28 protein-coding genes are annotated in these 23,059 nt (G+C 64.9%); 15 read left to right on the plus strand and 13 right to left on the minus strand.

What is annotated here, in order from left to right:
- Positions 1-141: 141 nt before the first annotated feature.
- From AC1Q5A_RS12010 to moeB, 4 genes are read left to right on the plus strand one after another with little or no spacing between them, the layout of a single operon-like run.
- Positions 142-792 carry a YfgM family protein gene (locus AC1Q5A_RS12010; RefSeq protein WP_492701008.1) on the plus strand — a complete coding sequence of 217 codons (651 nt, stop codon included), beginning with the start codon at positions 142-144 and terminating at the stop codon, positions 790-792.
- Complete coding sequence (gene bamB, locus AC1Q5A_RS12015) at positions 789-1,985, plus strand: outer membrane protein assembly factor BamB (RefSeq protein WP_492700948.1); 1,197 nt, start codon at positions 789-791, stop codon at positions 1,983-1,985. The genes AC1Q5A_RS12010 and bamB overlap by 4 nt, the downstream gene beginning before the upstream one ends.
- A gap of 24 nt (positions 1,986-2,009) precedes the next feature.
- A complete protein-coding gene (der, locus tag AC1Q5A_RS12020; RefSeq protein WP_492700949.1) occupies positions 2,010-3,413 on the plus strand; it encodes a ribosome biogenesis GTPase Der in 1,404 nt (467 codons plus the stop codon).
- A gap of 40 nt (positions 3,414-3,453) precedes the next feature.
- Positions 3,454-4,623, plus strand: coding sequence for a molybdopterin-synthase adenylyltransferase MoeB (moeB, locus tag AC1Q5A_RS12025; protein WP_492700950.1), 1,170 nt, complete (start codon positions 3,454-3,456; stop codon positions 4,621-4,623).
- Here the strand turns inward: moeB and AC1Q5A_RS12030 are convergent.
- Positions 4,620-5,189, minus strand: a complete 570-nt coding sequence (locus AC1Q5A_RS12030; RefSeq protein WP_492700951.1) for a GNAT family N-acetyltransferase — start codon at positions 5,187-5,189, stop codon at positions 4,620-4,622. The genes moeB and AC1Q5A_RS12030 overlap by 4 nt on opposite strands.
- A 64-nt stretch (positions 5,190-5,253) precedes the next feature.
- Between AC1Q5A_RS12030 and folD the strand changes: the two genes are divergently transcribed.
- The 4 genes from folD (at position 5,254) to tadA (ending at position 9,987) form a co-directional block, all read left to right on the plus strand.
- The gene (gene folD / locus AC1Q5A_RS12035; protein ID WP_492700952.1) at positions 5,254-6,123 is read left to right on the plus strand and encodes a bifunctional methylenetetrahydrofolate dehydrogenase/methenyltetrahydrofolate cyclohydrolase FolD; all 870 of its coding nucleotides are present in this window, start codon (positions 5,254-5,256) and stop codon (positions 6,121-6,123) included.
- Positions 6,124-6,212: 89 nt separating this feature from the next.
- The gene (gene guaB / locus AC1Q5A_RS12040) at positions 6,213-7,670 is read left to right on the plus strand and encodes an IMP dehydrogenase (protein ID WP_492700953.1); all 1,458 of its coding nucleotides are present in this window, start codon (positions 6,213-6,215) and stop codon (positions 7,668-7,670) included.
- Positions 7,671-7,800: 130 nt separating this feature from the next.
- Positions 7,801-9,420, plus strand: coding sequence for a glutamine-hydrolyzing GMP synthase (guaA, locus tag AC1Q5A_RS12045; protein WP_492700954.1), 1,620 nt, complete (start codon positions 7,801-7,803; stop codon positions 9,418-9,420).
- A 90-nt stretch (positions 9,421-9,510) separates the two neighbouring features.
- Positions 9,511-9,987, plus strand: coding sequence for a tRNA adenosine(34) deaminase TadA (tadA, locus tag AC1Q5A_RS12050; RefSeq protein WP_492700955.1), 477 nt, complete (start codon positions 9,511-9,513; stop codon positions 9,985-9,987).
- Positions 9,988-9,990: 3 nt separating this feature from the next.
- Here tadA and AC1Q5A_RS12055 read toward each other — a convergent pair whose 3' ends face one another.
- The 4 genes from AC1Q5A_RS12055 to merR all read right to left on the minus strand — a co-directional run bounded on the left by AC1Q5A_RS12055 (position 9,991) and on the right by merR (position 12,931).
- On the minus strand, positions 9,991-10,734 hold the full coding sequence (locus tag AC1Q5A_RS12055) for a VOC family protein (protein WP_492700956.1): 744 nt from the start codon (positions 10,732-10,734) through the stop codon (positions 9,991-9,993).
- A 294-nt stretch (positions 10,735-11,028) separates the two neighbouring features.
- Entirely contained in the window at positions 11,029-11,778 is a 750-nt protein-coding gene (locus AC1Q5A_RS12060; RefSeq protein WP_492700957.1) for a hypothetical protein, read from the minus strand.
- A 150-nt stretch (positions 11,779-11,928) separates the two neighbouring features.
- On the minus strand, positions 11,929-12,261 hold the full coding sequence (locus AC1Q5A_RS12065; RefSeq protein ID WP_492700958.1) for a cupredoxin domain-containing protein: 333 nt from the start codon (positions 12,259-12,261) through the stop codon (positions 11,929-11,931).
- Positions 12,262-12,529: 268 nt separating this feature from the next.
- Positions 12,530-12,931 carry a mercury resistance transcriptional regulator MerR gene (gene merR, locus AC1Q5A_RS12070; RefSeq protein ID WP_492700959.1) on the minus strand — a complete coding sequence of 134 codons (402 nt, stop codon included), beginning with the start codon at positions 12,929-12,931 and terminating at the stop codon, positions 12,530-12,532.
- A 232-nt stretch (positions 12,932-13,163) separates the two neighbouring features.
- Here merR and merT point away from each other — a divergent pair, with 232 nt between their 5' ends.
- The 4 genes from merT to merA all read left to right on the plus strand — a co-directional run bounded on the left by merT (position 13,164) and on the right by merA (position 15,871).
- Positions 13,164-13,514 carry a mercuric ion transporter MerT gene (gene merT, locus AC1Q5A_RS12075; protein WP_492701010.1) on the plus strand — a complete coding sequence of 117 codons (351 nt, stop codon included), beginning with the start codon at positions 13,164-13,166 and terminating at the stop codon, positions 13,512-13,514.
- A 13-nt stretch (positions 13,515-13,527) separates the two neighbouring features.
- Positions 13,528-13,803, plus strand: a complete 276-nt coding sequence (merP, locus tag AC1Q5A_RS12080) for a mercury resistance system periplasmic binding protein MerP (RefSeq protein ID WP_492700960.1) — start codon at positions 13,528-13,530, stop codon at positions 13,801-13,803.
- 3 nt (positions 13,804-13,806) lie between these two features.
- On the plus strand, positions 13,807-14,049 hold the full coding sequence (gene merF, locus AC1Q5A_RS12085; RefSeq protein WP_492700961.1) for a mercury resistance system transport protein MerF: 243 nt from the start codon (positions 13,807-13,809) through the stop codon (positions 14,047-14,049).
- Positions 14,050-14,194: 145 nt separating this feature from the next.
- A complete protein-coding gene (gene merA / locus AC1Q5A_RS12090) occupies positions 14,195-15,871 on the plus strand; it encodes a mercury(II) reductase (protein WP_492700962.1) in 1,677 nt (558 codons plus the stop codon).
- A 227-nt stretch (positions 15,872-16,098) separates the two neighbouring features.
- On the opposite strand, the gene AC1Q5A_RS12095 is transcribed toward merA, so the two are convergent.
- Together AC1Q5A_RS12095 and AC1Q5A_RS12100 are read right to left on the minus strand one after the other, a co-directional pair.
- The gene (locus AC1Q5A_RS12095; protein ID WP_492700963.1) at positions 16,099-16,554 is read right to left on the minus strand and encodes a heavy metal-responsive transcriptional regulator; all 456 of its coding nucleotides are present in this window, start codon (positions 16,552-16,554) and stop codon (positions 16,099-16,101) included.
- Positions 16,551-16,850 (minus strand): hypothetical protein, encoded by a 300-nt coding sequence (locus tag AC1Q5A_RS12100; RefSeq protein ID WP_492700964.1) that lies wholly within the window; start codon positions 16,848-16,850, stop codon positions 16,551-16,553. Before AC1Q5A_RS12100 ends, AC1Q5A_RS12095 begins: the two co-directional genes overlap by 4 nt.
- Positions 16,851-17,153: 303 nt before the next feature.
- Between AC1Q5A_RS12100 and AC1Q5A_RS12105 the strand changes: the two genes are divergently transcribed.
- From AC1Q5A_RS12105 to AC1Q5A_RS12115, 3 genes are read left to right on the plus strand one after another with little or no spacing between them, the layout of a single operon-like run.
- Entirely contained in the window at positions 17,154-18,029 is an 876-nt protein-coding gene (locus AC1Q5A_RS12105; protein ID WP_492700965.1) for a transporter, read from the plus strand.
- A gap of 30 nt (positions 18,030-18,059) precedes the next feature.
- Positions 18,060-18,407: a heavy-metal-associated domain-containing protein gene (locus AC1Q5A_RS12110; protein WP_492700966.1), complete on the plus strand. Its 348-nt coding sequence runs from the start codon at positions 18,060-18,062 to the stop codon at positions 18,405-18,407.
- The gene (locus tag AC1Q5A_RS12115; protein WP_492700967.1) at positions 18,404-19,399 is read left to right on the plus strand and encodes an NHL repeat-containing protein; all 996 of its coding nucleotides are present in this window, start codon (positions 18,404-18,406) and stop codon (positions 19,397-19,399) included. The genes AC1Q5A_RS12110 and AC1Q5A_RS12115 overlap by 4 nt, the downstream gene beginning before the upstream one ends.
- Before the next feature lie 109 nt (positions 19,400-19,508).
- Here AC1Q5A_RS12115 and AC1Q5A_RS12120 read toward each other — a convergent pair whose 3' ends face one another.
- The 6 genes from AC1Q5A_RS12120 to AC1Q5A_RS12145 form a co-directional block, all read right to left on the minus strand.
- Positions 19,509-20,282, minus strand: coding sequence for a sterol desaturase family protein (locus tag AC1Q5A_RS12120; RefSeq protein WP_492700968.1), 774 nt, complete (start codon positions 20,280-20,282; stop codon positions 19,509-19,511).
- Between the two features lie 113 nt (positions 20,283-20,395).
- On the minus strand, positions 20,396-20,641 hold the full coding sequence (locus AC1Q5A_RS12125) for a hypothetical protein (RefSeq protein WP_492700969.1): 246 nt from the start codon (positions 20,639-20,641) through the stop codon (positions 20,396-20,398).
- A gap of 204 nt (positions 20,642-20,845) precedes the next feature.
- Positions 20,846-21,403, minus strand: coding sequence for a peroxidase-related enzyme (locus AC1Q5A_RS12130; protein WP_492700970.1), 558 nt, complete (start codon positions 21,401-21,403; stop codon positions 20,846-20,848).
- Complete coding sequence (locus tag AC1Q5A_RS12135) at positions 21,403-22,116, minus strand: haloacid dehalogenase type II (RefSeq protein WP_492700971.1); 714 nt, start codon at positions 22,114-22,116, stop codon at positions 21,403-21,405. Before AC1Q5A_RS12135 ends, AC1Q5A_RS12130 begins: the two co-directional genes overlap by 1 nt.
- A gap of 34 nt (positions 22,117-22,150) precedes the next feature.
- A complete protein-coding gene (locus tag AC1Q5A_RS12140) occupies positions 22,151-22,588 on the minus strand; it encodes a hypothetical protein (RefSeq protein WP_492700972.1) in 438 nt (145 codons plus the stop codon).
- 83 nt (positions 22,589-22,671) lie between these two features.
- A complete protein-coding gene (locus tag AC1Q5A_RS12145) occupies positions 22,672-22,992 on the minus strand; it encodes an EthD family reductase (RefSeq protein WP_492700973.1) in 321 nt (106 codons plus the stop codon).
- Positions 22,993-23,059 lie beyond the last annotated feature (67 nt).

The following is a 23,059-nucleotide window of genomic DNA, read 5'->3' on the forward strand; positions in this document are numbered from 1 at the left end:
CTGCGGGCGGCCCATTTCGGTTATGCTTGCCCACTTGGTTCGCCCGGCAACGGGCGGGCACGACGGGCATTTCCTTTTTCTGTCCACCGCGCCGGCACGTGCACGCATCCTCGGGTGCGCGGCCTCTTGAATGGTGATCGCATGGCATTTGAAGAATACGACAAGTACGAACAGAGCGAACTGGTTCAGAAGTGGCTGCGCGAAAATGGCATGTCGATCGTCGTGGGCATCGCGATCGGTCTGGTTGGCATCTTTGGTTGGCAGCAGTGGCGCAACCACCAGGCAAGACAGGAGGGTGACGCTGCGCAGCTCTATCAGCAGGCGCAGATCGCCACCGCCTCCGGCAAGCCGGACACCGCGGCGCAGCTGACCGACCGGCTGATGAAGGACTACGCCAAGTCGCCCTTTGCCGTATTTGCCGTCAGTGATCGCGCCAGGCGGCAAGTGCAGGCCGGCCAGCTCGACAAGGCCGAGGCGTCGCTGGAGTGGGCCGAGAGCCACGCCGCGGCTCCCGAGCTGAAATCGCTGACGCTGCTGCGCATCGCCCAGGTGGAACTGGCGCGCGACAACGGCAAGCAGGCGCTGGCCACGCTCGACCGCATCCCGGCCAGCAGCTATCAGGGCCTGGCGCAGGAACTCCGTGGTGATGTGCTGGTCAAGCTTGGACGCTCCGACGAAGCGCGCAAGGCCTATCAGGCAGCCTTGTCGACGTTGGGCGAGGAAGCGCCGCAACGCGGTGCCTTGCAAATGAAACTCGATGATCTGGCCGTGGACGGGAAGCAGGGCGCATGAAACGATTTTTGCTGATCACGCTGGCCTCGCTGGTAAGCCTTGCCGGGTGTCATTCGTTCAAGAAGGAAAACGTCCAGCCGCCGACCCCGCTGGCGAAGGATTTCAAGCCCACCGTGCAGGTCACCCGCCTGTGGCGCAACAGCGTCGGCGCCGGCGCCGGCAGCAGCGGCGCGCGCCTGCGTCCGACCGTGGTGGATGGCGTGCTCTATGCCGACAGCACGGACGGCAAGCTGGCGGCGTTCGACGCCGGCAGCGGCAAGACGCTGTGGTCGAAGAGTTCAAGCACCCATGGCTGGTTCGGCTGGGGCGACAAGAAACGCAAGGACGCGATGTACGCCGGCGGCCCTGCGGTCAACGGCGACCTGCTCGCCGTCGGCACGCTGGACGGCCACGTCTACGGCGTCAATGCGAAGGACGGCAGCCCGCGCTGGGAAGTCGAGGTGAATTCCGAGGTGCTGGCGTCGCCGGTGGTCGTGGATAATCTCGTGGTGGTGCGCACCAGCGATGGCCGCGTCTATGCGCTGGATGCCGCCAATGGCGAACGTCGCTGGGTGTACGACCAGGGCACCGTGCCGCTGCTCAGCCTGCGCGGCAATGGCGCGCTGCTGGTCGCCAACGGCGTGCTGTTCTTCGGCAGCGACGACGGCAAGCTGGTTGCGCTGCGTCTGGACAACGGCACCAAGTTGTGGGAACAGAAGCTCGCCAGCGGCGAAGGCCGCACCGAGATCGATCGCCTGAGCGACGCCGACGGCGCGATCCTGCTGGATGGCAGCACGCTCTACGGTGCCGCCTACCACGGCAACCTGATGGCGGTGGACGGCCCCAGCGGCCGCCCGCTGTGGTCGCACCCGTTCTCCAGCTTCGGTTCGCTCGCGGTCAGCGGGAATGCCGTGTTCGGCGCCAACGACGAGTCGGTGGTGTGGGCATTCGACAAGAGCGGCGGTTCCGATCTCTGGAAGAACGACGCATTGAAGTATCGCTGGATCACCGGTCCAGCGGTGCAGGGCAACTATGTCGTGGTTGGCGACATGGAAGGCTACGTGCACTGGTTGCAGACCGGCGACGGCGCGCTGGCAGCGCGCGAGCGACTGTCGAAGAAGGCGATCCGCGCGCAGCCGCTGGTGGTGGGCGATGTCGTCTACGTCGAGGACGTCGAGGGCCGCATCGGCGCCTACCGTCTGTCCTCGCGCTGATTTCGCCTCAACGTAGTCCTCGTCATGCTGCCTGTCGTTGCGCTGGTCGGTCGTCCGAACGTCGGTAAATCGACCCTTTTCAACGTGCTGACGCGCAGCCGTGACGCCCTGGTGGCCGACATGCCGGGCGTGACCCGCGATCGTCACTATGGCGTATGCCGCACCGGTGGGCGCCCGTTCGTGGTGGTCGACACCGGCGGGTTGTCCGGTACCGAAGACGTCATGGACGTGCTGACCGCGAAGCAGGTGCGGCTGGCGATCGAGGAAGCGAACGTGCTGGTGTTCGTGGTCGACGCCCGCGATGGCCTGCTGCCGCAGGACTACGTGATCCTCGGCGAGCTGCGCCGCAGCGGCAAGCCGATCGTGGCGGCGGTCAACAAGACCGACGGTCTCGACATGCAGACCGTGATGGCCGAATTTTCCGCCTTCGGCATCGGCAGCACCCTGCCGCTGTCGGCGGCGCACAATCGCGGCACCGACGAGCTGATTCACGTCCTGCTGCCGCTGCTGCCGGCCGACGAGGAAGCGGCGGTCACCGAAGAGGGCGAGGACGACAGCATCCGCGTCGCCATCGTCGGCCGCCCGAACGCCGGCAAGTCGACCCTGATCAACCGCCTGCTGGGCGAGGAACGGCTGATCGTTTCCGACGTGGCCGGCACCACGCGCGACCCGATCCGGGTGCCGCTGGAGCGCGACGGCAAGCGTTACACCCTGATCGACACCGCCGGCATCCGGCGCAAGTCGCGGGTCGAGGAGGCGGTGGAGAAGTTCAGCGTCATCAAGACGCTGCAGTCGATCGCCGCGGCCCAGGTCGTGGTGGTGATGATCGACGCCCGCGAGAACCTCGCCGACCAGGATCTCACCCTGATCGGCTATGCGATGGACGAAGGCAGGGCCCTGGTCATCGCGATCAACAAATGGGACGACATGGATTCGTACCAGCGCGACGAGTGCCGCCGCGCGCTGGATCGCCGGCTGGTGTTCGTCGACTGGGCCAGGCAGGTGCAGATTTCCGCGCTGCACGGCTCGGGCTTGCGCGAGCTGATGCGTGCGGTGGTGCGCGCACATGCATCGGCGACCAAGGTGCTGGTGTCTTCCGACCTCACCAAGACGCTGGAAAAGGCCTACGAGACTTATCAGCCGCCGCTGGTGAACGGCCATTCGCCGAAGCTGCGCTTCGCCCATCCCGGCGGCACCAACCCGCCGACCATCGTGATCCACGGCACCCGCACCAAGCACATCGCGCCGGCCTACCAGCGCTACCTGGAAAACTTCTTCCGCAAGCGCTACAAGCTGGAAGGCACACCGATCCGCATCGTGTTCCGCGAGGGCGAGAACCCGTATGCCGGGCGCAAGAAAGTGCTGACCAAGGAACAACAGCACAAGGCGCGGCGCCGGCTCAGCGAACTGATCAAGCGCACGCGCTGAGACGCGCGCGGTGCCGCGAGCCGGCGGGTAAACTGGTGCAATGAGCGAATCATTGAATAGCGAAACCTGGCTGGACGCATTGCGCGGTCGCATCGCCGAGATCGCGCCGGCCCAGGCACTGGTCCGCCAGGCGCAGGGTGGTCTGCTGATCGACGTGCGCGAGGATGCCGAACGCGCCGCCGGCACGCCTGCCAGTGCGCTGGGCCTGTCGCGCAGCTTCCTCGAGTTGCGCATCGAACAGGTCGAGGCGAGCCGCGACCGTCCGTTGCTGCTCCTGTGCGGCAGCGGCCAGCGCTCGCTGCTGGCGGCCGAAGCCCTGCAACGCCTCGGCTATCGCGACGTCTGCTCGGTGGCGGGCGGTTTCGAGCGCTGGAAGGCCGAAGGCCTGCCGGTTTCCGCCAGCATGCTCGATGCGGACGCCGCCGAACGCTACGCCCGGCAACTGCGCCTGCCGCAGGTCGGGGCGGCCGGGCAGGCACGTCTGGCAGCGGCGAAAATCGTCCTGCTCGGTGCGGGTGGCCTCGGTGCGCCGGCGGCGTTGTACCTGGCCGCCGCCGGGGTCGGCCAGCTCACCCTGATCGACGACGACAGGGTCGAGCGTTCCAACCTGCATCGCCAGGTGATCCACGCCGACGCCCGCGTCGGCATGGCCAAGACCGAGTCGGCGCGGATCGCCTTGCAGGCGCTCAACCCGCGCGTCCGCGTCGAGCTGCGCAACGAGCGCCTGCAGGCGGACAACGTGGAGCGCTTGCTGGCCGGCCACGACCTGCTGATCGACGGCGCCGACAATTTTCCCGCGCGCTATCTGTTGGCTGCCGCCTCGCAGCGCCTGAAGCTGCCAATGGTCTACGGCGCGGTGGAACGCTTCAGCGGCCAGCTCAGCGTGTTCGATCCGCGCCGCGCCGATTCGCCGTGCTACCGCTGCCTGTTCCCCGAGCCGCCGGCTGCCGCCGATGCGCCGAATTGCAGCGAGGCGGGCGTGCTCGGCGTGCTGCCGGGCATCGTGGGCCTGCTGCAGGCCACCGAGGCGCTGAAGCTGATCCTCGGCCTGGGCGAGCCGCTGGTTGGCCGCCTGCTGGGCTTCGACGCGCTCGGCATGCACTTCCGCGAGACCCGCCTGCCGCGCGATCCGGATTGCCCGGGTTGCGGCGCGGATGCCGCGCTCGGCGGCTACGCGGACATCGCCCGACTCTGCAGCGCGGCAGGCTAGCCCAGGTCCGTCGGGATCAAGCCGTAGACGCGGGCATCCCGCGCCTGTCCGCCTATCCACAGCCGTTGCCGCGCCACTGCCTCGAACCGTGCGCCGACCCGTTCGGCGGTGTGCTGGCTGGCGCGGTTGCCGGGCAGGGTGACGATCTCGATACGCACCAGCCCCAGCTGTTCGAAACCGAACCGTGCCACCAGGGCCACGGCGGCGGCGGCCAATCCTTTCCCCTGGCGCGACTCGCGCACCCAGTAGCCGAGATTGGCGCTGCGGTGAAGCGGATTGTGCTGGTTGAGGCCGGTGCCACCCAGTAAATGGCTAGAGTCCGCCTCGAACACCGCGAACGCCTGGATCTCGCCGGAGTGCCAGCCGGCCCGGCAGTGCGCTATCCACGCCGTGGCGTCGTCCGCGCCGTAGCCGCCATGGCACCAGGGCAGCCAGCGGCCGACCGTCGCCGCCGACTCGCGTGCAGCTTCGACGAGGGCATCGGCATCACGCTCCTGCCAGGGGCGCAGGCGCAATCGGCCATCGGTCAGTTCCAGCATCGCGGGCAAGGTGCCGTCGGTGTCCATGCGTGCCGTTTGTGCGCTTCAGGCCAAGCCCGGATAATGGCGAACTTTACACGCAGGCACCGACATGAGCGCACGCATCCTCGACGGCAAACGCATCGCGCAGGAACTGCTCGAGCGCATCGGCTTGCGCGTCGCCCAGCGCGTCGCGCAGGGGCTGCCCGTACCGGGGCTGGCGGTGGTGCTGGTGGGCAGCGATGCGGCGTCGTCGGTATACGTGCGCAACAAGCGCAAGGCCTGCCACCAGGTCGGCTTTCGCTCATTCGACTACGACCTGCCGACGACGACCAGCCAGGACGAACTGTTCGCCCTGATCGACCGGCTCAATGCCGACCCGGACGTGCATGGCATCCTGGTGCAGTCGCCGCTGCCGGAACATATCGACGAGGACGCGCTGGTCGACCGCATCGACCCGGCCAAGGACGTCGACGGTTTCCAGGCGATCAACGTGGGCCGGCTGGCCCTGCGCCGCTTCGGCCTGCGTCCGTGCACGCCGAAAGGCGTGATGACCCTGCTCGGGCACACCGATCGCCCGGTACGCGGCCAGCACGCGGTGGTGGTCGGTGTGTCCAACCACGTGGGCCGCCCGCTGGTGCTGGAGCTGATGATCGCCGGCTGCACCACCACCAGTTGTCATCGCTTCACCCGCGACCTGGAAGTATTCGTGCGCCAGGCCGACATCGTGATCGTCGCCGTGGGCAAGCCCGGGCTGGTGAAGGGCGAATGGATCAAGCCGGGTGCCGTGGTGATCGACGTGGGCATCAACCGGCTCGACGACGGCCGCCTGGTCGGCGACGTGGAATTCGCCCCGGCCGCTGAGCGCGCCAGCTGGATCACGCCGGTGCCCGGCGGCGTCGGCCCGATGACGGTGGCCACGCTGATGGAGAACACGCTGGAAGCCGCCGAGGCGCGCACGGCGCCGCACCGGGTCGCCTGACCGATCGATTGGTGCTGCATTCAGCCGCACGTCTGGCGAGCATGCCGGCAGGGCGCGTATAATCTCCTCTTTGCAGCGGGACTTTTCGCATGCGCATCCTCGCCGAGGCCCTGACCTACGACGACGTCTACCTCGTTCCGGGCCATTCCGTCGTGCTTCCTCGCGACGTCGACACTTCCACCCGCTTCACCCGCAACCTGCGCCTGAACATCCCGATCGTGTCCGCGGCGATGGACACGGTCACTGAGGCGCGGCTCGCCATCACCATGGCGCAGAACGGCGGCATCGGCATCATCCACAAGAACATGACCGCCGAGCAGCAGGCCGCGGAAGTGCGCCTGGTGAAGAAGTTCGAGGCCGGCGTGATCCGCAGCCCGATCACGGTGGGCCCGGACACCTCGATCCGCGAGGTGCTGCGGCTCACCCATGCGCACAACATCTCCGGCGTGCCGGTGGTCGACGGCGGCAAGCTGGTCGGTATCGTCACCAGCCGCGACATGCGCTTCGAACGCAAGCCCGACGACCCGGTGCGCAACATCATGACCCGCCAGGACAAGCTGGTCACGGTGAAGGAGGGCGCCGGCCAGGACGAGGTGCTGCAGCTGCTGCACAAGCACCGCATCGAGAAGGTGCTGGTGGTCAACGACGCGTTCCAGCTGCGCGGGCTGATCACCGTGAAGGACATCCAGAAGGCGCGCGACAACCCGTATGCCGCCAAGGACAGCCATGAGGCGCTGCTGGTCGGTGCCGCGGTGGGCGTGGGCGGCGACACCGAGCAGCGTGTGGCGGCGCTGGTCGACGCCGGCGTCGACGTGCTGGTGGTGGACACCGCGCACGGCCATTCGCAGGGCGTGATCGAGCGCGCCGGCTGGGTCAAGAAGCACTACCCGCAGGTGCAGGTGATCGCCGGCAACATCGTCACCGGCGAGGCGGCCCGCGCGCTGCTCGACGTGGGCGTGGACGCGGTCAAGGTGGGTGTGGGTCCCGGCTCGATCTGCACCACCCGCGTGGTCGCCGGCGTCGGCGTGCCGCAGATCACCGCGATCGATCTGGTCGCCACCGCGCTGAAGGACGAGATCCCGCTGATCGCCGACGGCGGCATCCGCTACTCCGGCGATATCCCCAAGGCGCTCGCCGCCGGTGCGTCCAGTGTAATGCTCGGCTCGATGTTCGCCGGCACCGAGGAATCGCCGGGCGAGGTGGAACTGTTCCAGGGCCGCTCGTACAAGAGCTACCGCGGCATGGGCTCGATCGGCGCGATGCAGCTCGGCTCGAAGGATCGCTACTTCCAGGACGAGGCCGACGCCGACAAGCTGGTGCCGGAAGGCATCGAAGGCCGGGTGCCGTACCGCGGCCCGCTGCGCAACATCATCCATCAGCTGATCGGTGGCCTGCGCGCATCGATGGGCTACCTGGGCGCGGCCACCATCGACGACGTGCGGCACAAGGCGCAGTTCGTCAAGGTGACTTCCGCCGGCGTCACCGAGGCGCACCCGCACGACATCCAGATCACCAAGGAAGCGCCGAATTACCGGCTGAATTCGTGAGTGCCGGGAATCGGGAATAGAGAATAGGAAATCGGCAAAGCGGTTCCTGCGTACCGGACGCCGTCGTTCGGACTGATACTTTTCCCATCCCCGATTTCCGATTCCTCATTCCCTACCAGCAAATGTCGTCATGACCGAATCCCGAATATCGAATCCCCAATCCCGGCTGCACGACGACAAGATCCTCATCCTCGACTTCGGCGCGCAGTACACGCAGCTGATCGCGCGGCGCGTGCGCGAGCTTGGCGTGTACTGCGAGATCTGGGCGTGGGACCGCGACCCTGCCGAAATTGCCGCGTTCGGCGCGAAAGGCATCATCCTGTCCGGCGGCCCGGAATCGACCACGCTGGAAGGCGCGCCGAAGGCCCCGCAGCAGGTGTTCGACTCCGGCCTGCCGATCCTCGGCATCTGCTACGGCATGCAGACCCTGGCCGCCCAGCTTGGCGGTGCCACGGAAGCCGCTGATGCACGCGAGTTCGGCCATGCCAGCGTGGACATCGTGGCGCCCAGCCGCCTGTTCGACGGTCTCAGCGATCATGCCGGCAGCCACCAGCTGGACGTGTGGATGAGCCACGGCGACCACGTCTCGAAGGCGCCACTGGGCTTCGCCGTCACTGGCCGTACCGACCGCATCCCCGTCGCGGTGATGGAGAACGAAGCCCGGCGCTGGTACGGCGTGCAGTTCCACCCCGAAGTCACGCACACGAAGCAGGGTGGGGCGCTGCTGAAGCGCTTCATCACCGAGATCTGCGGCTGTGCGACGTTGTGGACCGCGGCCAACATCATCGACGACCAGATCGCCCGCGTGCGCGCCCAGGTCGGTGACGACCACGTGCTGCTGGGCTTGTCCGGTGGCGTCGATTCCTCGGTGGTCGCCGCGCTGTTGCACAGGGCGATCGGCGATCGGCTGACCTGCGTGTTCGTCGACACCGGCCTGCTGCGCTGGCAGGAGGGCGACCAGGTGATGGCCACCATGGCCGCCGCCTCCGACGAGCATGGCATGGGCGTCAAGGTGATCCGCGTCAACGCCGCCGATCGCTATTTCCAGGCGCTCGAAGGCGTGGCCGACCCGGAAGCCAAGCGCAAGATCATCGGCGGCCTGTTCGTGGAGATCTTCGACGAGGAATCCGCGAAACTCACCGCCGACGGCGGCAACGTGAAGTGGCTGGCGCAAGGCACGATCTACCCAGACGTGATCGAATCGGCCGGCAGCAAGACCGGCAAGGCCCACGTCATCAAGAGCCATCACAACGTCGGCGGCCTGCCGGCCCACATGAAGCTGAAGCTGGTCGAGCCGCTGCGCGAACTGTTCAAGGACGAGGTGCGCCGGATCGGCGTCGAACTCGGCCTGCCGCGCGCGATGGTCTATCGCCACCCGTTCCCCGGCCCGGGCCTCGGCGTGCGCATCCTGGGTGAGGTGAAGCGCGAATACGCCGAACTGCTGGCCCAGGCCGACGCGATCTTCATCGACGAGTTGCGCAAGGCCGACCTGTACGACCGGACCAGCCAGGCGTTTGCCGTGTTCCTGCCGGTGAAATCGGTGGGCGTGGTCGGCGACGCGCGCGCCTACGAATGGGTGATCGCGCTGCGCGCGGTGGAGACCATCGACTTCATGACGGCCCATTGGGCACACTTGCCTTACGAGTTTCTTGGCAAGGTTTCAAGCAGGATAATCAATGAATTACGAGGTATTTCTCGTGTTGTTTATGACATAAGTGGCAAGCCGCCGGCCACGATCGAGTGGGAGTAGACAAATCAACCACTTGCGCGCATCAGGGAAGGCCAGCGGTATGCTGGCTTTCTTATGTAATGAATGCAATGAATTGAAATGAAAGAAGAAATGAACGATACCTCAAGTGAATTCTCGGCAGCCGACGAGCAGTACATGCGGCGCGCACTGCAACTGGCGGCGCATGCGCGCGATGCCGAGAACGAGGTACCGGTGGGCGCCGTGCTGGTGCAGGGTGGGGAGATCGTCGGACTGGGCTGGAACCGCAACATCACCCTGCATGACCCGACCGCGCATGCCGAGGTGATGGCCATGCGCGCCGCCGGCGAGAAAGTGGCCAACCACCGCTTGTCCGGCGCCACGCTGTACGTCACGCTGGAGCCGTGCTCGATGTGCGCGATGGCGATGATCCACGCCCGCCTCGGCCGCGTGGTCTACGCCGCCGCCGACCCCAAGACCGGCGCCGCCGGCAGCGTGTTCGACACCCTGGTGGATGCGCGCCACAACCATCGCATCGAAGTGGCTGGCGGCCTGCTCGCCGCGGAATCCGCCGGCATGCTGCGCGACTTCTTCCGCTCGCGCCGCTGAGTTTCAGTCGTTGCCGGACGGGACGCCGACTGCAGCCACGGCGCCGTCGGCGGAATCCTTCGCCTTGCTGCCCAGCAGTTGCAGGTGCAACCCCCACGGCGATACGAAATCCAGCGCCAGGCGACCGGCCAGCGGGCCGGAGGTCAACCGGCGTGGCGCACCGTTCACGTCGACGCCTTCATGGTGCAGCCATTGGCCGGCGTGTGCCACGTCGTCCGTCACGAACTGCAACGTGCGGCCAGCCGGCTCCCCCGAAGGCTGCGCCGGAGCAGGGGAGGCGCCCCGTTCTTCGAACAGTTCGACGATCGAACCCGCGTCACAGGCCAACAGACTGGATTGCCGCGGATTGCTGCCCCTGCCCGCAGCCGGGTCGATCGGGCGACAGTCCAGCACGTCCCGGAAAAATGCCACGGCCTGCCCCAGGTCCGGCACTCCGATCCTGGCGTAGTCGCCGCCGTACAACGTGGCGGCATCGACAGCCGGTAACGCGGCGACCATGAAGCCGAACACCAGAAACAGCCGCGAGAGTAGTGATTTGCCCATGATCCAGTAACCGGATGCGCTTGTGGACAGCGATATGGGCGTCGGCTGTTCCCGGCAAAACCCCTCGCGCGTGATCGGCGAGTTTCCATGGGCGAACAATCCGGGGCGGGACCGTTCCGGGGCGGAAACGGTGCGATCCGTGAAGGATCGTTGATCCGGGGCCCGGCGGCCCGGATATTCCGATGTGTCGGCACGAACGGGCACGGGTCCGGGTCGGGCCAGCTACATCACACTGCGGGAAATCATCGGAATGAAACCTGGCTTCAGCTACTTGTCGCAGCATTCACGACGCCGGTTCGGCAGCCCGAACGCCACCGGCCGCACCTCGACTACCGGGAGTACAGCTACCGGCACCGATTTGCGCCCCGAAGATGGTTTCGACTGGTTGCGCCGGATCAAGCCGATCCGGGCGGGTCAGCGCGCAGGGCGGTAGCCGACGTGGTCACTGCCCACTTCGCGGTCAGGGCTGTGTGATGGATAGTTGCCCCTGGGCCCCGCTCAGAAGAACTCGTACTCGACCTGGGCCAGCAAGGTGCGTCGCGGAGCGGCGGGATTGATGCCCAGAAGCAGTCCGATGCGGTACTCGAGATTGCCATGCGTGCCTGGCACGTGCCATTCCCCGGTGGCCACGGGGCCGGCCTGGTAGGAGTTGTCGTCCGGCCGGCCATACGCCTCGATGCCTGGCCGGAAGGCTGACGTCAATGCATAGGTGCCCGCGTAGCTGTAGCGGAATTCGGTGGCATGCGATACGCCACTGCCGATATGGCGTTCCCAGATCAGGTTGACGCGATGATCGAAGCGGCCGGCCGTCTTCTCGATCAAGGGGCCAAACTCGAGTTCACTGGGGCCGCCGCCCTTGGGATGCCCGTAGGAGGCGAGCAGGCCCACGTCGGCCCAGTAGCGCCCCGGCTCGGTGAACTGGAACGTATTTTCGAACTCGTAGCCCACCAGCTTCCCCTGTCCTCCAGGTTCCTTCTTGTATTCGGCCACGTAGATTTCGGGTTTCCACCAGCTGGTGAATGCATGCGCGACGGAAAGCTCGGCCGCCCGCTCGCCGTTGATATCGGCGCGGCCGTCGCTGAAGCCGTAGCCGCGCAGTTCGATCTCGGTCTGGGTGGCAATCACGTGTGGCGAGTAGACGATGAAATCGTCCGCGTGCACGAGGCTGGCGCATCCCACCATGGCCAAACCGAAAGCTGCTTGCAGAAGACGTTGGGAATGAAGGGGGGTTGAGCGATTCGCTTGCATGGAAAGTCCTTGGAGAGCATCGAGTCACGCAGCTGCCTGCGCCGCGAAGTTCCGGGCGTGACGGCGGTGCGGGACTGATTGGAGACTGACGTGAGGCGGACAACGCCACAGCGAGCCCGCGCGACGGGCAGGCTGGTCCGTTGGTAGACCCTATTCCACGATCAGGCGGCCCAAGGCCGTATCCTGGTGGAAGTCGCCGAAGAAGCCATAGGTGCCGGCGCGCAAGGGACCAACGTAAACCGTGGCGCTGCTGTTGGGCATCACCAGCTTCTCGCGGTTGAAATCCGTGCTTTCGAATTCCTCGGGCGTCGGATCCTGGTTGTGCACCACGATGCGCACCTTGGTATTGGCAGGCATCCTGATCTCGCTCGGCTGGTAGCGGTGGTCCTTGATCACCAGCGTGTACTCCGGCACGTCGCTGGCGGCAGCGGTTCCGGCGGCCGCCAGCAGGGCGACCGCGGCCAACATCAACAGGCGCTTCATTCGTGGATTTCCTCGGGTTTAGTAAATGCTACTCATTCCTATTTGAGGCGTCAAGAAATTATTGCTTCTGGCCAGATGACCTGGCGCATGACGAGGAACACTCTGGGGCAGCCTGCTGGTGGATGCGAAGCAGCGATGTCGAACCGCCCACTCCGAACGGTTTAATGATCATGTCGCGCGTGGACCCTGAAACTGGCCGCCCCGGTCTGTGATTCTGGACCGGGCGGCAATCCCGAGATGGTGTTCCAGCGTGACGTGCAGTGCGCTCTCAGCGCAGGGCCGCGATCAGCGGACAGGACACATGGCCGGGCTGGCTCTGGCAGGCGTGGACCAACTGGGAAAGGGTCCGTTCCATGCGCTTCAGGTCAGCCAGTTTCTGGCGCACGTCCTTGAGCTTGTGTTCGGCCAGCACACTGGCTTCGCTGCAATGCGTGCCGTCCTCCAGCTGCAACAGTTCGGCGATCTCGTCCAGGCTGAAGCCGAGTCGCTGAGCCGACTTCACGAACCGCACGCGCGCGACGTCCGTCTCGTCGTAACGGCGGATGCCACCGTAAGGTTTGTCCGGTTCGGACAGCAGGCCTCGCCGTTGATAGAACCGGACCGTCTCCACATTGACGCCGGCCGCTTTGGCAAAGGCGCCGATGGTCAGGTTTTTCTGGCTGTTCGTCATCGCGCTTGGTTCCATGCAGGACTGCGAAGGCAGGTTAGCACCGCGTGGCGATGCACAAAGGGCCAGGCCCGGCGTAGCTGTTATCACGGCGGCGTTCCCTCCACCACGCAACGGCATGCGTCACGGCACCAGACAACACTTCCGCATAGAACGCTTGACTCCGTACTCAGGTACGTCTTTATGCTGTCCCTGTACGGTAAATCGGGTCGTCGCAATGGAAAAGGAATCACTCATGTCTGCACCAAAGAAATCCGGTGGCGTGCTGGTCGCCGGTGGCCTGGCCGCGATCCTGGCATCCACCTGCTGCCTGGGGCCGTTGCTGCTGGTGGCCCTCGGATTTTCCGGCGCATGGATCGGCAACCTGACTGTGCTGGAACCCTACCGTCCGTGGTTCATCGGGGCGGCGTTGGTCGCGATGTTCTTTGCCTGGCGACGCATCTTTCGTCCGGCAACTGCCTGCCAGCCGGGCGAGGTTTGCGCGATACCGCAGGTTCGGACCACCTACAAGCTCATCTTCTGGATCGTGGCCGCGCTGGTGCTGGTCGCGCTCGGATTTCCCTACGTGCTTCCCTTGTTCTACTGATCTGGAGTTCGTCATGAAAAAACTGGTTGCCGCTCTCGCACTCACCGTCGTCGTTGCCCCTGCCTGGGCCGCCACCCGGACCGTCACGCTGTCCGTGCCGGGGATGACCTGTCCCGCCTGTCCGATCACGGTGAAGAAGGCGCTCGATCGAGTAGGGGGCGTCGAGAACGTCACGGTGGCTTTCGAGCAGCGTGAGGCGGTCGTCACTTTTGACGATGCCAAAACCAGCGTACAGCAGCTGACGACGGCCACCGCCAATGCCGGTTATCCAGCCACGGTAAGGAAATAAGACGTGGGGAATCCGAAAACATTGATACGGGTGGGTGTGGTCGGCTCAGTGCTGGCGGTGTTGTGCTGCGCCACGCCGATTCTGGTGCTCTTGCTGGGGGCCATCGGCCTGTCGGCACTCACCGGTTATCTGGACTATGTGTTGCTGCCTGCCCTGGTGGTATTTCTCGGCATCACGGTCTATGCGCTATGGAAACGGCAGCGGGAGCGAGCCTGCTGCATGCCGAGCCACAAAGAGCAGCGGTGATCGGGGCATCACTGGTTGTGTTGATGTTTCCTGTTGTTCCCTATGGTTGCTGGAACGTCGCCTTCCGATGCAAGGGAAAGCTTCGAGGTTTCCAAGAAGTGTTCGCCCGCAGCTACCTGCTTCATGCCACTATTTCGAGATATTCATGAAAGAAATGTATTTGTCCGTGTCTGGCATGACCTGCGATGCCTGTGCCGCGCATGTCGAAGACGCGCTGAAAAGCGTGGCCGGTCTCCATGCGGTGACGGTCGCCTATCCCGAAAATACCGCGCATATCCGGGCCGAATCCGCGTTGACGGTTGAATCGCTCAATGCCGCGCTGCCCAGCAAGTACCGTGTGGTCGCGCCTCAACGGCAATACCCGGGTACGAGCGCACCGGTGACAAACACGCCCACCATTGGAGCACCAGGTCCGGATCGAGGCTCCTCGCTCAGGCTGGCGGTGATCGGCAGCGGTGGGGCGGCGATGGCTGCTGCGCTCAAGGCTGCGGAGAGTGGCGCACAGGTAACACTGATCGAGCGCGGCACCATCGGTGGCACCTGCGTCAATATCGGCTGCGTACCGTCCAAGATTTTCATCCGCGGTGCGCACATCGCCCAGCTGCGCCAAACCAGTCCTTTCGATGGGGGAATCAGCGCAGCGACTCCGGTGATCGATCGGACCCGATTGCTCGCGCAGCAACAGGCACGCGTCGAGGAGCTTCGCCACGTCAAGTACGAGGGCATTCTGGCTGGGAAAGCCAACATCGAGGTGATCCATGGCCAGGCGCAATTCGTGGATGCACATCGGCTCGGCGTGCGTTTGAATGACGGTGGTGAGCGTTCGGTGACGTTTGATCGCTGCCTGATTGCCACCGGCGCCAGCCCGATGATTCCCCCGATCCCGGGGCTGAAGGACACACCGTACTGGACCAGCACCACTGCACTGGTCAGCGACACCATCCCCCGGCGCCTGATCGTGATCGGCTCTTCAGTGGTGGCGGTGGAACTGGCCCAGGCCTTCGCCCGGTTGGGCAGCCAGGTCACCATTCTGGCGCGAAGCACGCTGTTCTTCCGCGAAGACCCGGCCATCGGGGTCGCGGTCAAGGCTGCTTTTGAGAACGAGGGCATGAGCGTGCTCGAGTACACGCAGGCCAGCGAGGTTACCTATGCGGGGGGCGAGTTCGTACTCGACACCAACGCTGGCGAACTGCGTGCCGACCGTCTGCTGGTGGCCACCGGCCGCACGCCGAACACGCGGGATCTCCACCTGGACGCGATCGGTGTCTCGCGTAACCAGGGTGGCGCCATTGTGGTGGACGAGTTCATGCGCACCAGTGCCGGACACATCTACGCCGCCGGTGATTGCACGGATCAGCCGCAGTTTGTTTATGTGGCAGCGGCGGCCGGTACCCGCGCAGCCACCAACATGCTGGGCGGCGAGGCGTCCCTGGATCTCACCGTGATGCCAGCGGTGGTATTCACCGAACCCCAGGTCGCCACCGTCGGGCTGTCCGAGGCCGAGGCCCACCTCATGGGCATCGAAACCGACAGTCGCACGCTCACCCTGGACAACGTGCCACGCGCGCTGGTCAATTTTGATACTCATGGCTTTATAAAAATCGTTGCGGAAACGGGTTCGCGTCGCCTGCTCGGCGTACAGGCGGTTGCCGCCGAGGCCGGAGAAATCATCCAGTCGGCTGCATTGGCGTTGCGGGCCGGCATGACGGTACAGGAGTTGGCCGATCAGTTGTTCCCGTACCTGACGATGGTCGAGGGGTTGAAGTTGTGCGCGCAAACCTTCAGCAAGGATGTCAAGCAGCTGTCGTGCTGCGCAGGTTGAGCGAGACGGTCGGGTTGCGGGTGGAGCGATCGATGCGCAGCCAGATTGGCACCACTCCTACTCGAAACCGGCGACGTGGAAAATCGGAGGCCTTGTCGCCTTCCGATATGGCGTACCGGCGAGGTTGACCTGACCTGCAGAGATCTGGACTTCCGCATCTCGGAAGCCGCGGGTTCTCACAAGAACCCGTACGCCGCTTGCGCCGACATCGTGCGTGGTGCCATGGCTCACAAGCGCTTTCGGGTCAGGGCCGTTTTTCCCACACGGTCCGGGGCAGGTGGTGTCGTTTGAGATGTGGATTCCATCTCCAGGATCGGGCAGGAACCGTCGGCACGGGTGCACAGATTCAGCAGGAGGCGCAGTTCGTCGCGCAAATGGCGCAAGGTGCGCAGACGCTGGTTCACGGCATCGAGCTTGCCATGCGCCAGACGACGTGCTTCCGCGCGCGCCGTGGCCGGATGGTCGCGCAGTTCCAGAAGCTGTCGGATCTCGGCCAGCGAGAAGTCCATGGCCTGCGCGCGGGCGATGAAGCGCAGGCGTTCGAGGTCAGTTCCGGTGTAGGCGCGCCGTCCGCCGCCATCGCGCAATACGCCGCGCATCAGTCCGATGCGTTCGTAATAACGCAGGGTATCGACGCTCATGTCGGCCAACTGCGCGGCATCGCCGATCCGATAGGCGCTCACCTGTCGTTTCCTTGTGTGGCGATCCACGCATGAAGCTGCGCAAACGCGCGCGGGCCTTGCACCACCAGCCGACCGTCGATGACCAATGCGGGCAGGCGGACGATGCGTAATCTGGCGGCCGCTTCCAGATGCATGGTTGCATCGATCCAGCGCACGGATGCACTGCGTTGATCCGTTGCTTCATCGACGCCGCAGGCGGTGCAGTAGGGATTGTAGTAAAGCTCGGCAGGCACGGTGCAATGACAGTTACAGAATACCCGACTTGGAGTTTGCTCCAGGTAGTCAGCGATGTCCATGTGCTGGAGCCGCTCCCATCTCACCGGCGATGGTTCCTTGCATGGGTTGTGCAAGACCAGCTTCATTCATTGCGAAGGCATGCCAGGTGCAGGAAATCCTAACCAGGATAGCCATGCTCTTGACTTGGAGCGTGCTCCAGGTTTGAAACTCCCCGGCGACGCTCATGCGGTGCTGGATTGGACCGGGTGACGCGAGCCCTCACCGGACCAAGATTTTCCTGGGAACGATCCACCATGAAACCATGCAAAGCGAACCGCTCAAACGCATTAACGGCAAAGCTTCGAGCGACATGGGTTGTGTTGATGACTGCTGCCGTCGGCGCATTCGGCAGCGCACCCGTCGTCGCCGGCCCCATCACCTTCAATACGGCGTTGCCGGTCAGCCAGGGTGAGTTGCTGTTCCAGGAGACGATGATGTATCGCTTGCTCGACGATGGAACGGCCTTGCCCGATATGCGGGTGGCCGCCCGGGCCGGCATCGGCGTCCTGGCCTATGGCGTTACCGGCAAGCTGACCGTGTTCGGAATGGTGCCGTTTCTGGACAAGACGCTGGATATGACCACGCCCATGGGAGCCGTCCGTCGGGCCAACCATGGTCTGGGCGACAGCACTTTCTTCGTCCGTTATACGGTATGGCAGAACGACATCGCTGGCGCGAGTTTTCGCATGGCGCCGATCCTTGGTGCGGTGGCGCCGACCGGCCGCGACAGTTACCGGGATACTTATGGTGCGCAGCCGCGGATGTTCCAGCCTGGTTCGGGCACGTGGGGTGTACTCGGAGGTGTCGTGGCCACCTGGCAGACGCTGAACTACGAGATCGATACGTCCCTGAGCTACCAGAGCAACGGCCGGCACGCCGGGTATTCGCCCGGCCATGTCAGCGAGTTCGACGCCTCGTTCCAGTACCGGTTGCTGCCGCGGAAACTTGGCAACGGCTTGCCGCACTTCCTTTACGGCGTGCTGGAAACGAACCTGATCCGGACCGGGCGCAACGTCATGAACGGCAGCCCTGTCGTGGCGTCCGGTGGCACCGAGTGGTTCATCGCACCCGGTCTGGAGTACGTCACGCCTCGTTGGGTCTTGCAAGGGGCTGTCCAGATTCCAGTGCGGCGCAATGTGGCCTCGGGCAGCTTGCGCGATCGTCGTATCTACAACGTCGCCCTGCGGTTCAATTTCTAAGCCGTGCACGATTTTTCAAGGAGAACACTTATGTTTCGTCCCATGGTCCACTTGCTGCGTCTGCTCATCCTGTCGCTGGGCCTGATAGCCATCACGCCGGTTTTCGCCAGTTCCACAGCTGCGGTCCCACCGCCTGCCAATGCCTACGTGCTGCGCGTGGACGGCTTGGCCTGTCCGTTCTGCGCTTACGGTATCGAAAAAGAATTTGCCAAGCAGCCGGGCGTGGAGAACACCGACGTGAACCTCGGCGATGGCGTGCTCATCGTTACGGTGAGTCCCGGAACCGCATTTACCGACGCGCAGCTTGCGCAAGTAGTGCACAAGGCCGGTTTTCAACTGAAAGCTGTAGTCAACCGCCCCGCGGGAGCCAAGCCATGAAACGCATGCCGTACGGGCTGCTTGGCGTTGTGGCCGCCCTGTTGCTGATCGCTGGAACAGGCTGGCTGCTCTGGGTGCCCGGTTCCAGAGAGCCGCCCTACCGGCGGGTGATGATTTGGGGCGGTGCCGGATCGAAGCCGGGTCAATTCCAGGATCCGGTGGGCATTGCGCTGGCCGATGGCAGGGTTTTTGTTGCCGACTCGCGCAATCATCGCATCCAGGTCTTCGACCGCAACGGCCGGTTTCTTCACGCCATCGATCATCCAGCCACCGGTGTTGCCGGGCTGGGCCGGCCCATGAACCTCACCGTGGCCAACGACAAACTGTATGTTGCGGACTACTGGAACGATGACATCAAGGTATTTTCGACCAGCGGCGCGCTGCTTGAGGTCATCGGCCACGGCGGTTCAGGACCAGGCGAGTTCAAGGCACCCTCGGGGGTTGCCGTGTTGCCCAACGGGAATCTCGTGGTGGCGGATTTCTACAACCAGCGTGTCCAGGAGTTGCGTTCCGATGGCACGTTCGTGCGTCAGTGGGGCACTACCGGGAAGAAGGGTTACGTGTCCGCCGGTGCGTTCAACTATCCCACCGACGTGACCACCGACAGGCGTGGCCATATCTATGTCACGGATGGCTACAACGATCGCATCCAGGTGTTTGGCCCCGATGGGCGCTTCCTCCGGATGTGGGGTGGCCCGATGGGGCTACACCTCCCTGCGTCCATCAATATCCTCGGCTCGCTCCATGGCTGGTTCAGGACGCCGACCGCCATTGCCATCGGCCCTGATGGCAATGTGTTTGTGGCCGACGAGGAAAACAACCGCATCCAGAAATTCAGCGCCAGGGGTCGCTTCTTGACCACTTTCGGAACGCCCCATCGGATTCCGGGCTTCACCGAAACCGGGGTGGCGGTGGCGGAAGATGGCACGGTCTACGCCACCAATCTTGCGGACAACTCGGTCGAGGTGTGGAAGCCGGCATCATCCCGGTAAACCGATCGCGTGTTGTACCCTCCATGAAAGGCGGCTACAGGCGAAGCCAGGCCTGCTCTGGATTCCGCCGCGGATGGGTACCGATCAAGGGACGCGCAGCCCGCCATGGTCAAACACCGGATGATGGGCGGCTGTCCTGGTCAGCGCGTTGGCCGACGCGAAACGGCTGCCACAGCATCCGGTCCAGGCGCAGCTCGCGCGGGTCGCGGAACTGTTGGATGCCGATGGTCATGTCGAGGTGGCCGTCGCGCGGCTGCGCACGATAGGTGCCGAACAGGCGATCCCACCAGGGCAGGTTGAAGCCGAAGTTGGAGTTGGTCTCGTCCGGATGCCAGGAGTGATGCACGCGATGCATGTCCGGCGTGACGAGGATCCGGCGCAGCAGGCGGTCCAGCGGCGCCGGCAAGCGGACATTGCCGTGGTTGAACATCGAAGTGGCGTTCAGCAGCACCTCGAAAACCAGCACGGCCGTCGCGGGCGCGCCCAAGGCCACGATGACGCCCAGCTTGATGCCCAGCGAGAGCAGGATCTCCAGCGGATGGAAGCGTGCGCCAGTGGTCAGATCGAATTCGAGGTCGGTGTGATGCATCCGGTGCAGCCGCCACAAGGCCGGTACCGCGTGGAACAACACGTGCTGCAGGTAGATGGCAAGATCGAGCAGGAGCACCGATGCGCCAAGCGCCAGCCAGTTTGGTGCTTTCAGCACACGCAAAAGCCCCCATCCATGGGTCTCGGCGTACAGCGCCACGCCGACGGCAGCGGCAGGAAAGAGCAACCGCACCAGCACGCTATTGAGCACGACGATGCCAAGATTGCCGGGCCAGCGCTGCCATCGACCGATCGCCTGGCGCCGCCTGGGCGCCAGCACTTCCCACAGCGCCATCACGGCGAAGATGCCGGCGAAGGCGCCGAGCCGGATCGCGGGTTCGTGGGCGAGCAGAAACGGGGCCATCGTCGGGTGCCCTGGTCAGGAAACCGGATCGATCGTCGAGGACATCATCCAGCCCCGTCCGATTCCGCTCCAGTCTGGCGGGATATCAGGCCGAGATTGGCGACCGTGAACGGGGTCAGCAGATTCATGGCGACCCTGATCGCCAGCTGCGCGTTCCACGGTCCGGCCAGCAACTGGTCGCCGAGGTTGAACGCGCTCAGCCACACGCCCACCAGCAGCGCCACCAGGCAGGTCCGTTTCAGATGGGGAGGGTGGAGCACCACCCTCGGGATTTGGCGCAGCGTCATCATGTCATGGTCTTTCCGGCAAGCCGGCATGGAACGGGATCCGGCATCCGATCGTCAAACGGGCAGTGGTGCGCAGGCCGGGGGCGCCGCATTCCCGCGTCGAAAATCGACGGCGCAGGCAACCCTACCACCGTGCGTGGCGTCGCGTGGCAAGCACGGGGTGGTGTGTCTTGTCCGGCCCCGGGGCGGGTATGGGCGGGAGCCGCTTCATTCGTCGGCATAGCCGCTGATCTCTTCCGGGTCGGCTTCCACGCCAAGGCCCAGCGCGATGCGGTTGACGAAGTTGAAGTAGGCGGTGACCAGGTTGATGCGCAGGATATCCGGGTCGGTGAGCCCTTCCGTGCGCAATGCCGCCACCTGCGCCTGGTCCATCGTCGACGGGGCGATGGTGAGCTTTCGCGCGTACAGCAGCATCGCACGCAGCCGCAGGTCGGCGAGCTGGTCGGGCGCCGTGCGCACGGCGGCCAGCACGGCCCCATCCTTTTCATGGCGTTGCAGCGCCTCCAGATGATGCGCCACGCAATAGGCGCAGCCGTTGGCGGCGGAGACCACCACCGCGATGGCTTCGCGCTCGCGCCGGCTCAACGGGCCGGGAGAGAACATCAGGTGCATGTACAGGTCGAGATGGTGCTGCAGGGCGTCCGGGTCGAGGCTGTGCACGCCGAGAATGCGTGCCACCTTGCCGCGTTGCTTCTTGATGGTGTCATAGGTGTCACGCAGCGGGCCGTGTGCCTCGCTGTCCGGGATTTCGCTGATCCAGCTCATCAGTCGGCTCCTCTCCGGATGTCGTCGATGCCGGTAACTGGCGCCGCTCCCACCACGTGCCGCAGCGCCTGGGCGAGATCAGGCACGGCGGGTGCCGGGACCCACGGGTACTCCTGTGGGCGCCCGGCCCGGTTGATCCACAACGCCTGCCAGTTTGAGGAAGCCGCGCCGGCGACATCCCAGGCGTTGGATGAATGAAAGACGATGGCCGATGGTGCGACACCGAAGGCGTCGGCCGCCGCCGTGTAGACGCGGACATCGGGCTTGAATACCTGCAGTTCGTGCACGGAATACACCATGTCGACGAGGTCGCCGAGCTGCGCGGCGGTCAGCGCCGTCTGCAGCATCGAACGGGTGGCGTTGGAAAAGACGGCAACGCGCATCCCCGCCGCGCGGTATCCAGCCAGGGCGCGGGGTACCTCGGGGTAGGCGTCCAGCTCGCGGTAGGCGTCCAGCAGCGCCGAGCGCAGGGCGGCATCACGACGGCCCGCCGCGGCCAGGGCGTAGTCCAGTGCTTCTCCGGTTACCTGCCAGAAATCCGCGTAACGCTGCATCAGGCTGCGGGTCCAGGTGTATTCAAGCTGCTTCTGCCGCCATCGCTCGGATATGTCTTCGGACTCCGGGCCCATGCGATCGGCCAGCCGGGCTACCGCCGAGTGCACATCGAACAGGGTGCCGTAGGCGTCGAATACCGCGATGTCGGGGCGTGTCATGGTCGTCGTACCTCCATCAGTTTGGCGAGGAGGTTCAGGAATGGCCCGGGTTGCCGCGCGCGGCCTGTCTGCGGCCGTCGATCGTCATACTGTCGGCATCGCGCAGCAGATAGAGCGCCGCGCATCCGGCCAGCATGGGCCAGGCGGCGAAGAACAGCAGATTGGTGCCTTCGTAGGGGTGCGCGTATTGATGCCAGGCGGACAGCGTCGAGACGGCATGCAGGAGCAATACCGCGCCGTAGGTGTAACGCCGTGCGAGCCCGGCAACAAAGGCCAGAAGAAGTACCAGCTCCATGGCCCCGATCACGACGAAGGCGGCCTGGCCGAGGCCGGTGACGGCGTAAAAGTGGCTGAATACACCGGCGCTGTGTTCGGGCCGGATGAATTTGTCCAGCGTCCACATCAGCATCACGAGAAAGATCGACAGGCGCAGCCCAAGCAGTGCCCAGCCCAGCCGTTTTGGTGAATTCATGGGATGGATCTCCGGGGAAGGCGAGGGCGACAGACTGATGGTCATTCTTTCGCCGAATGGACGAATTGGCAACGTAAGGCCGGTCAGCCGCGCTCGATCATGACCTCGCTGGTCTGTATGACCGGCGTGATGTCCGTGAAATTGGGAAGGTCGGCCATGAGTTCGGCGGCGTGCGGTCCGAAGCCGTTCCGGAAGGCTTCCACCGAGTCACAGAAAATATGGCTCATGCCGATGTAGGTCGGTGCCGCGCCGGGCACTCCGCCGGCCAGCCCCTTGTCGATCGAGTAGTACCGGCAGCTCTCGCCCATGCGTCGCTTCACAAGCGGCATGTGCGTGTCGCGGTAGTAGGCATGGTCGAACCGGGCTTCCGGGGCATGGGGGTACATCACACTGACCTTGATCATGGTTTTCCTGCTGGTGGTTGGGGGAGCACTTTGCGCGCGCCTCTGTTCGAATGCGGGGGCGGGCGCT

Source organism: Rhodanobacter sp. GW835-FHT13D09, assembly GCF_058793995.1.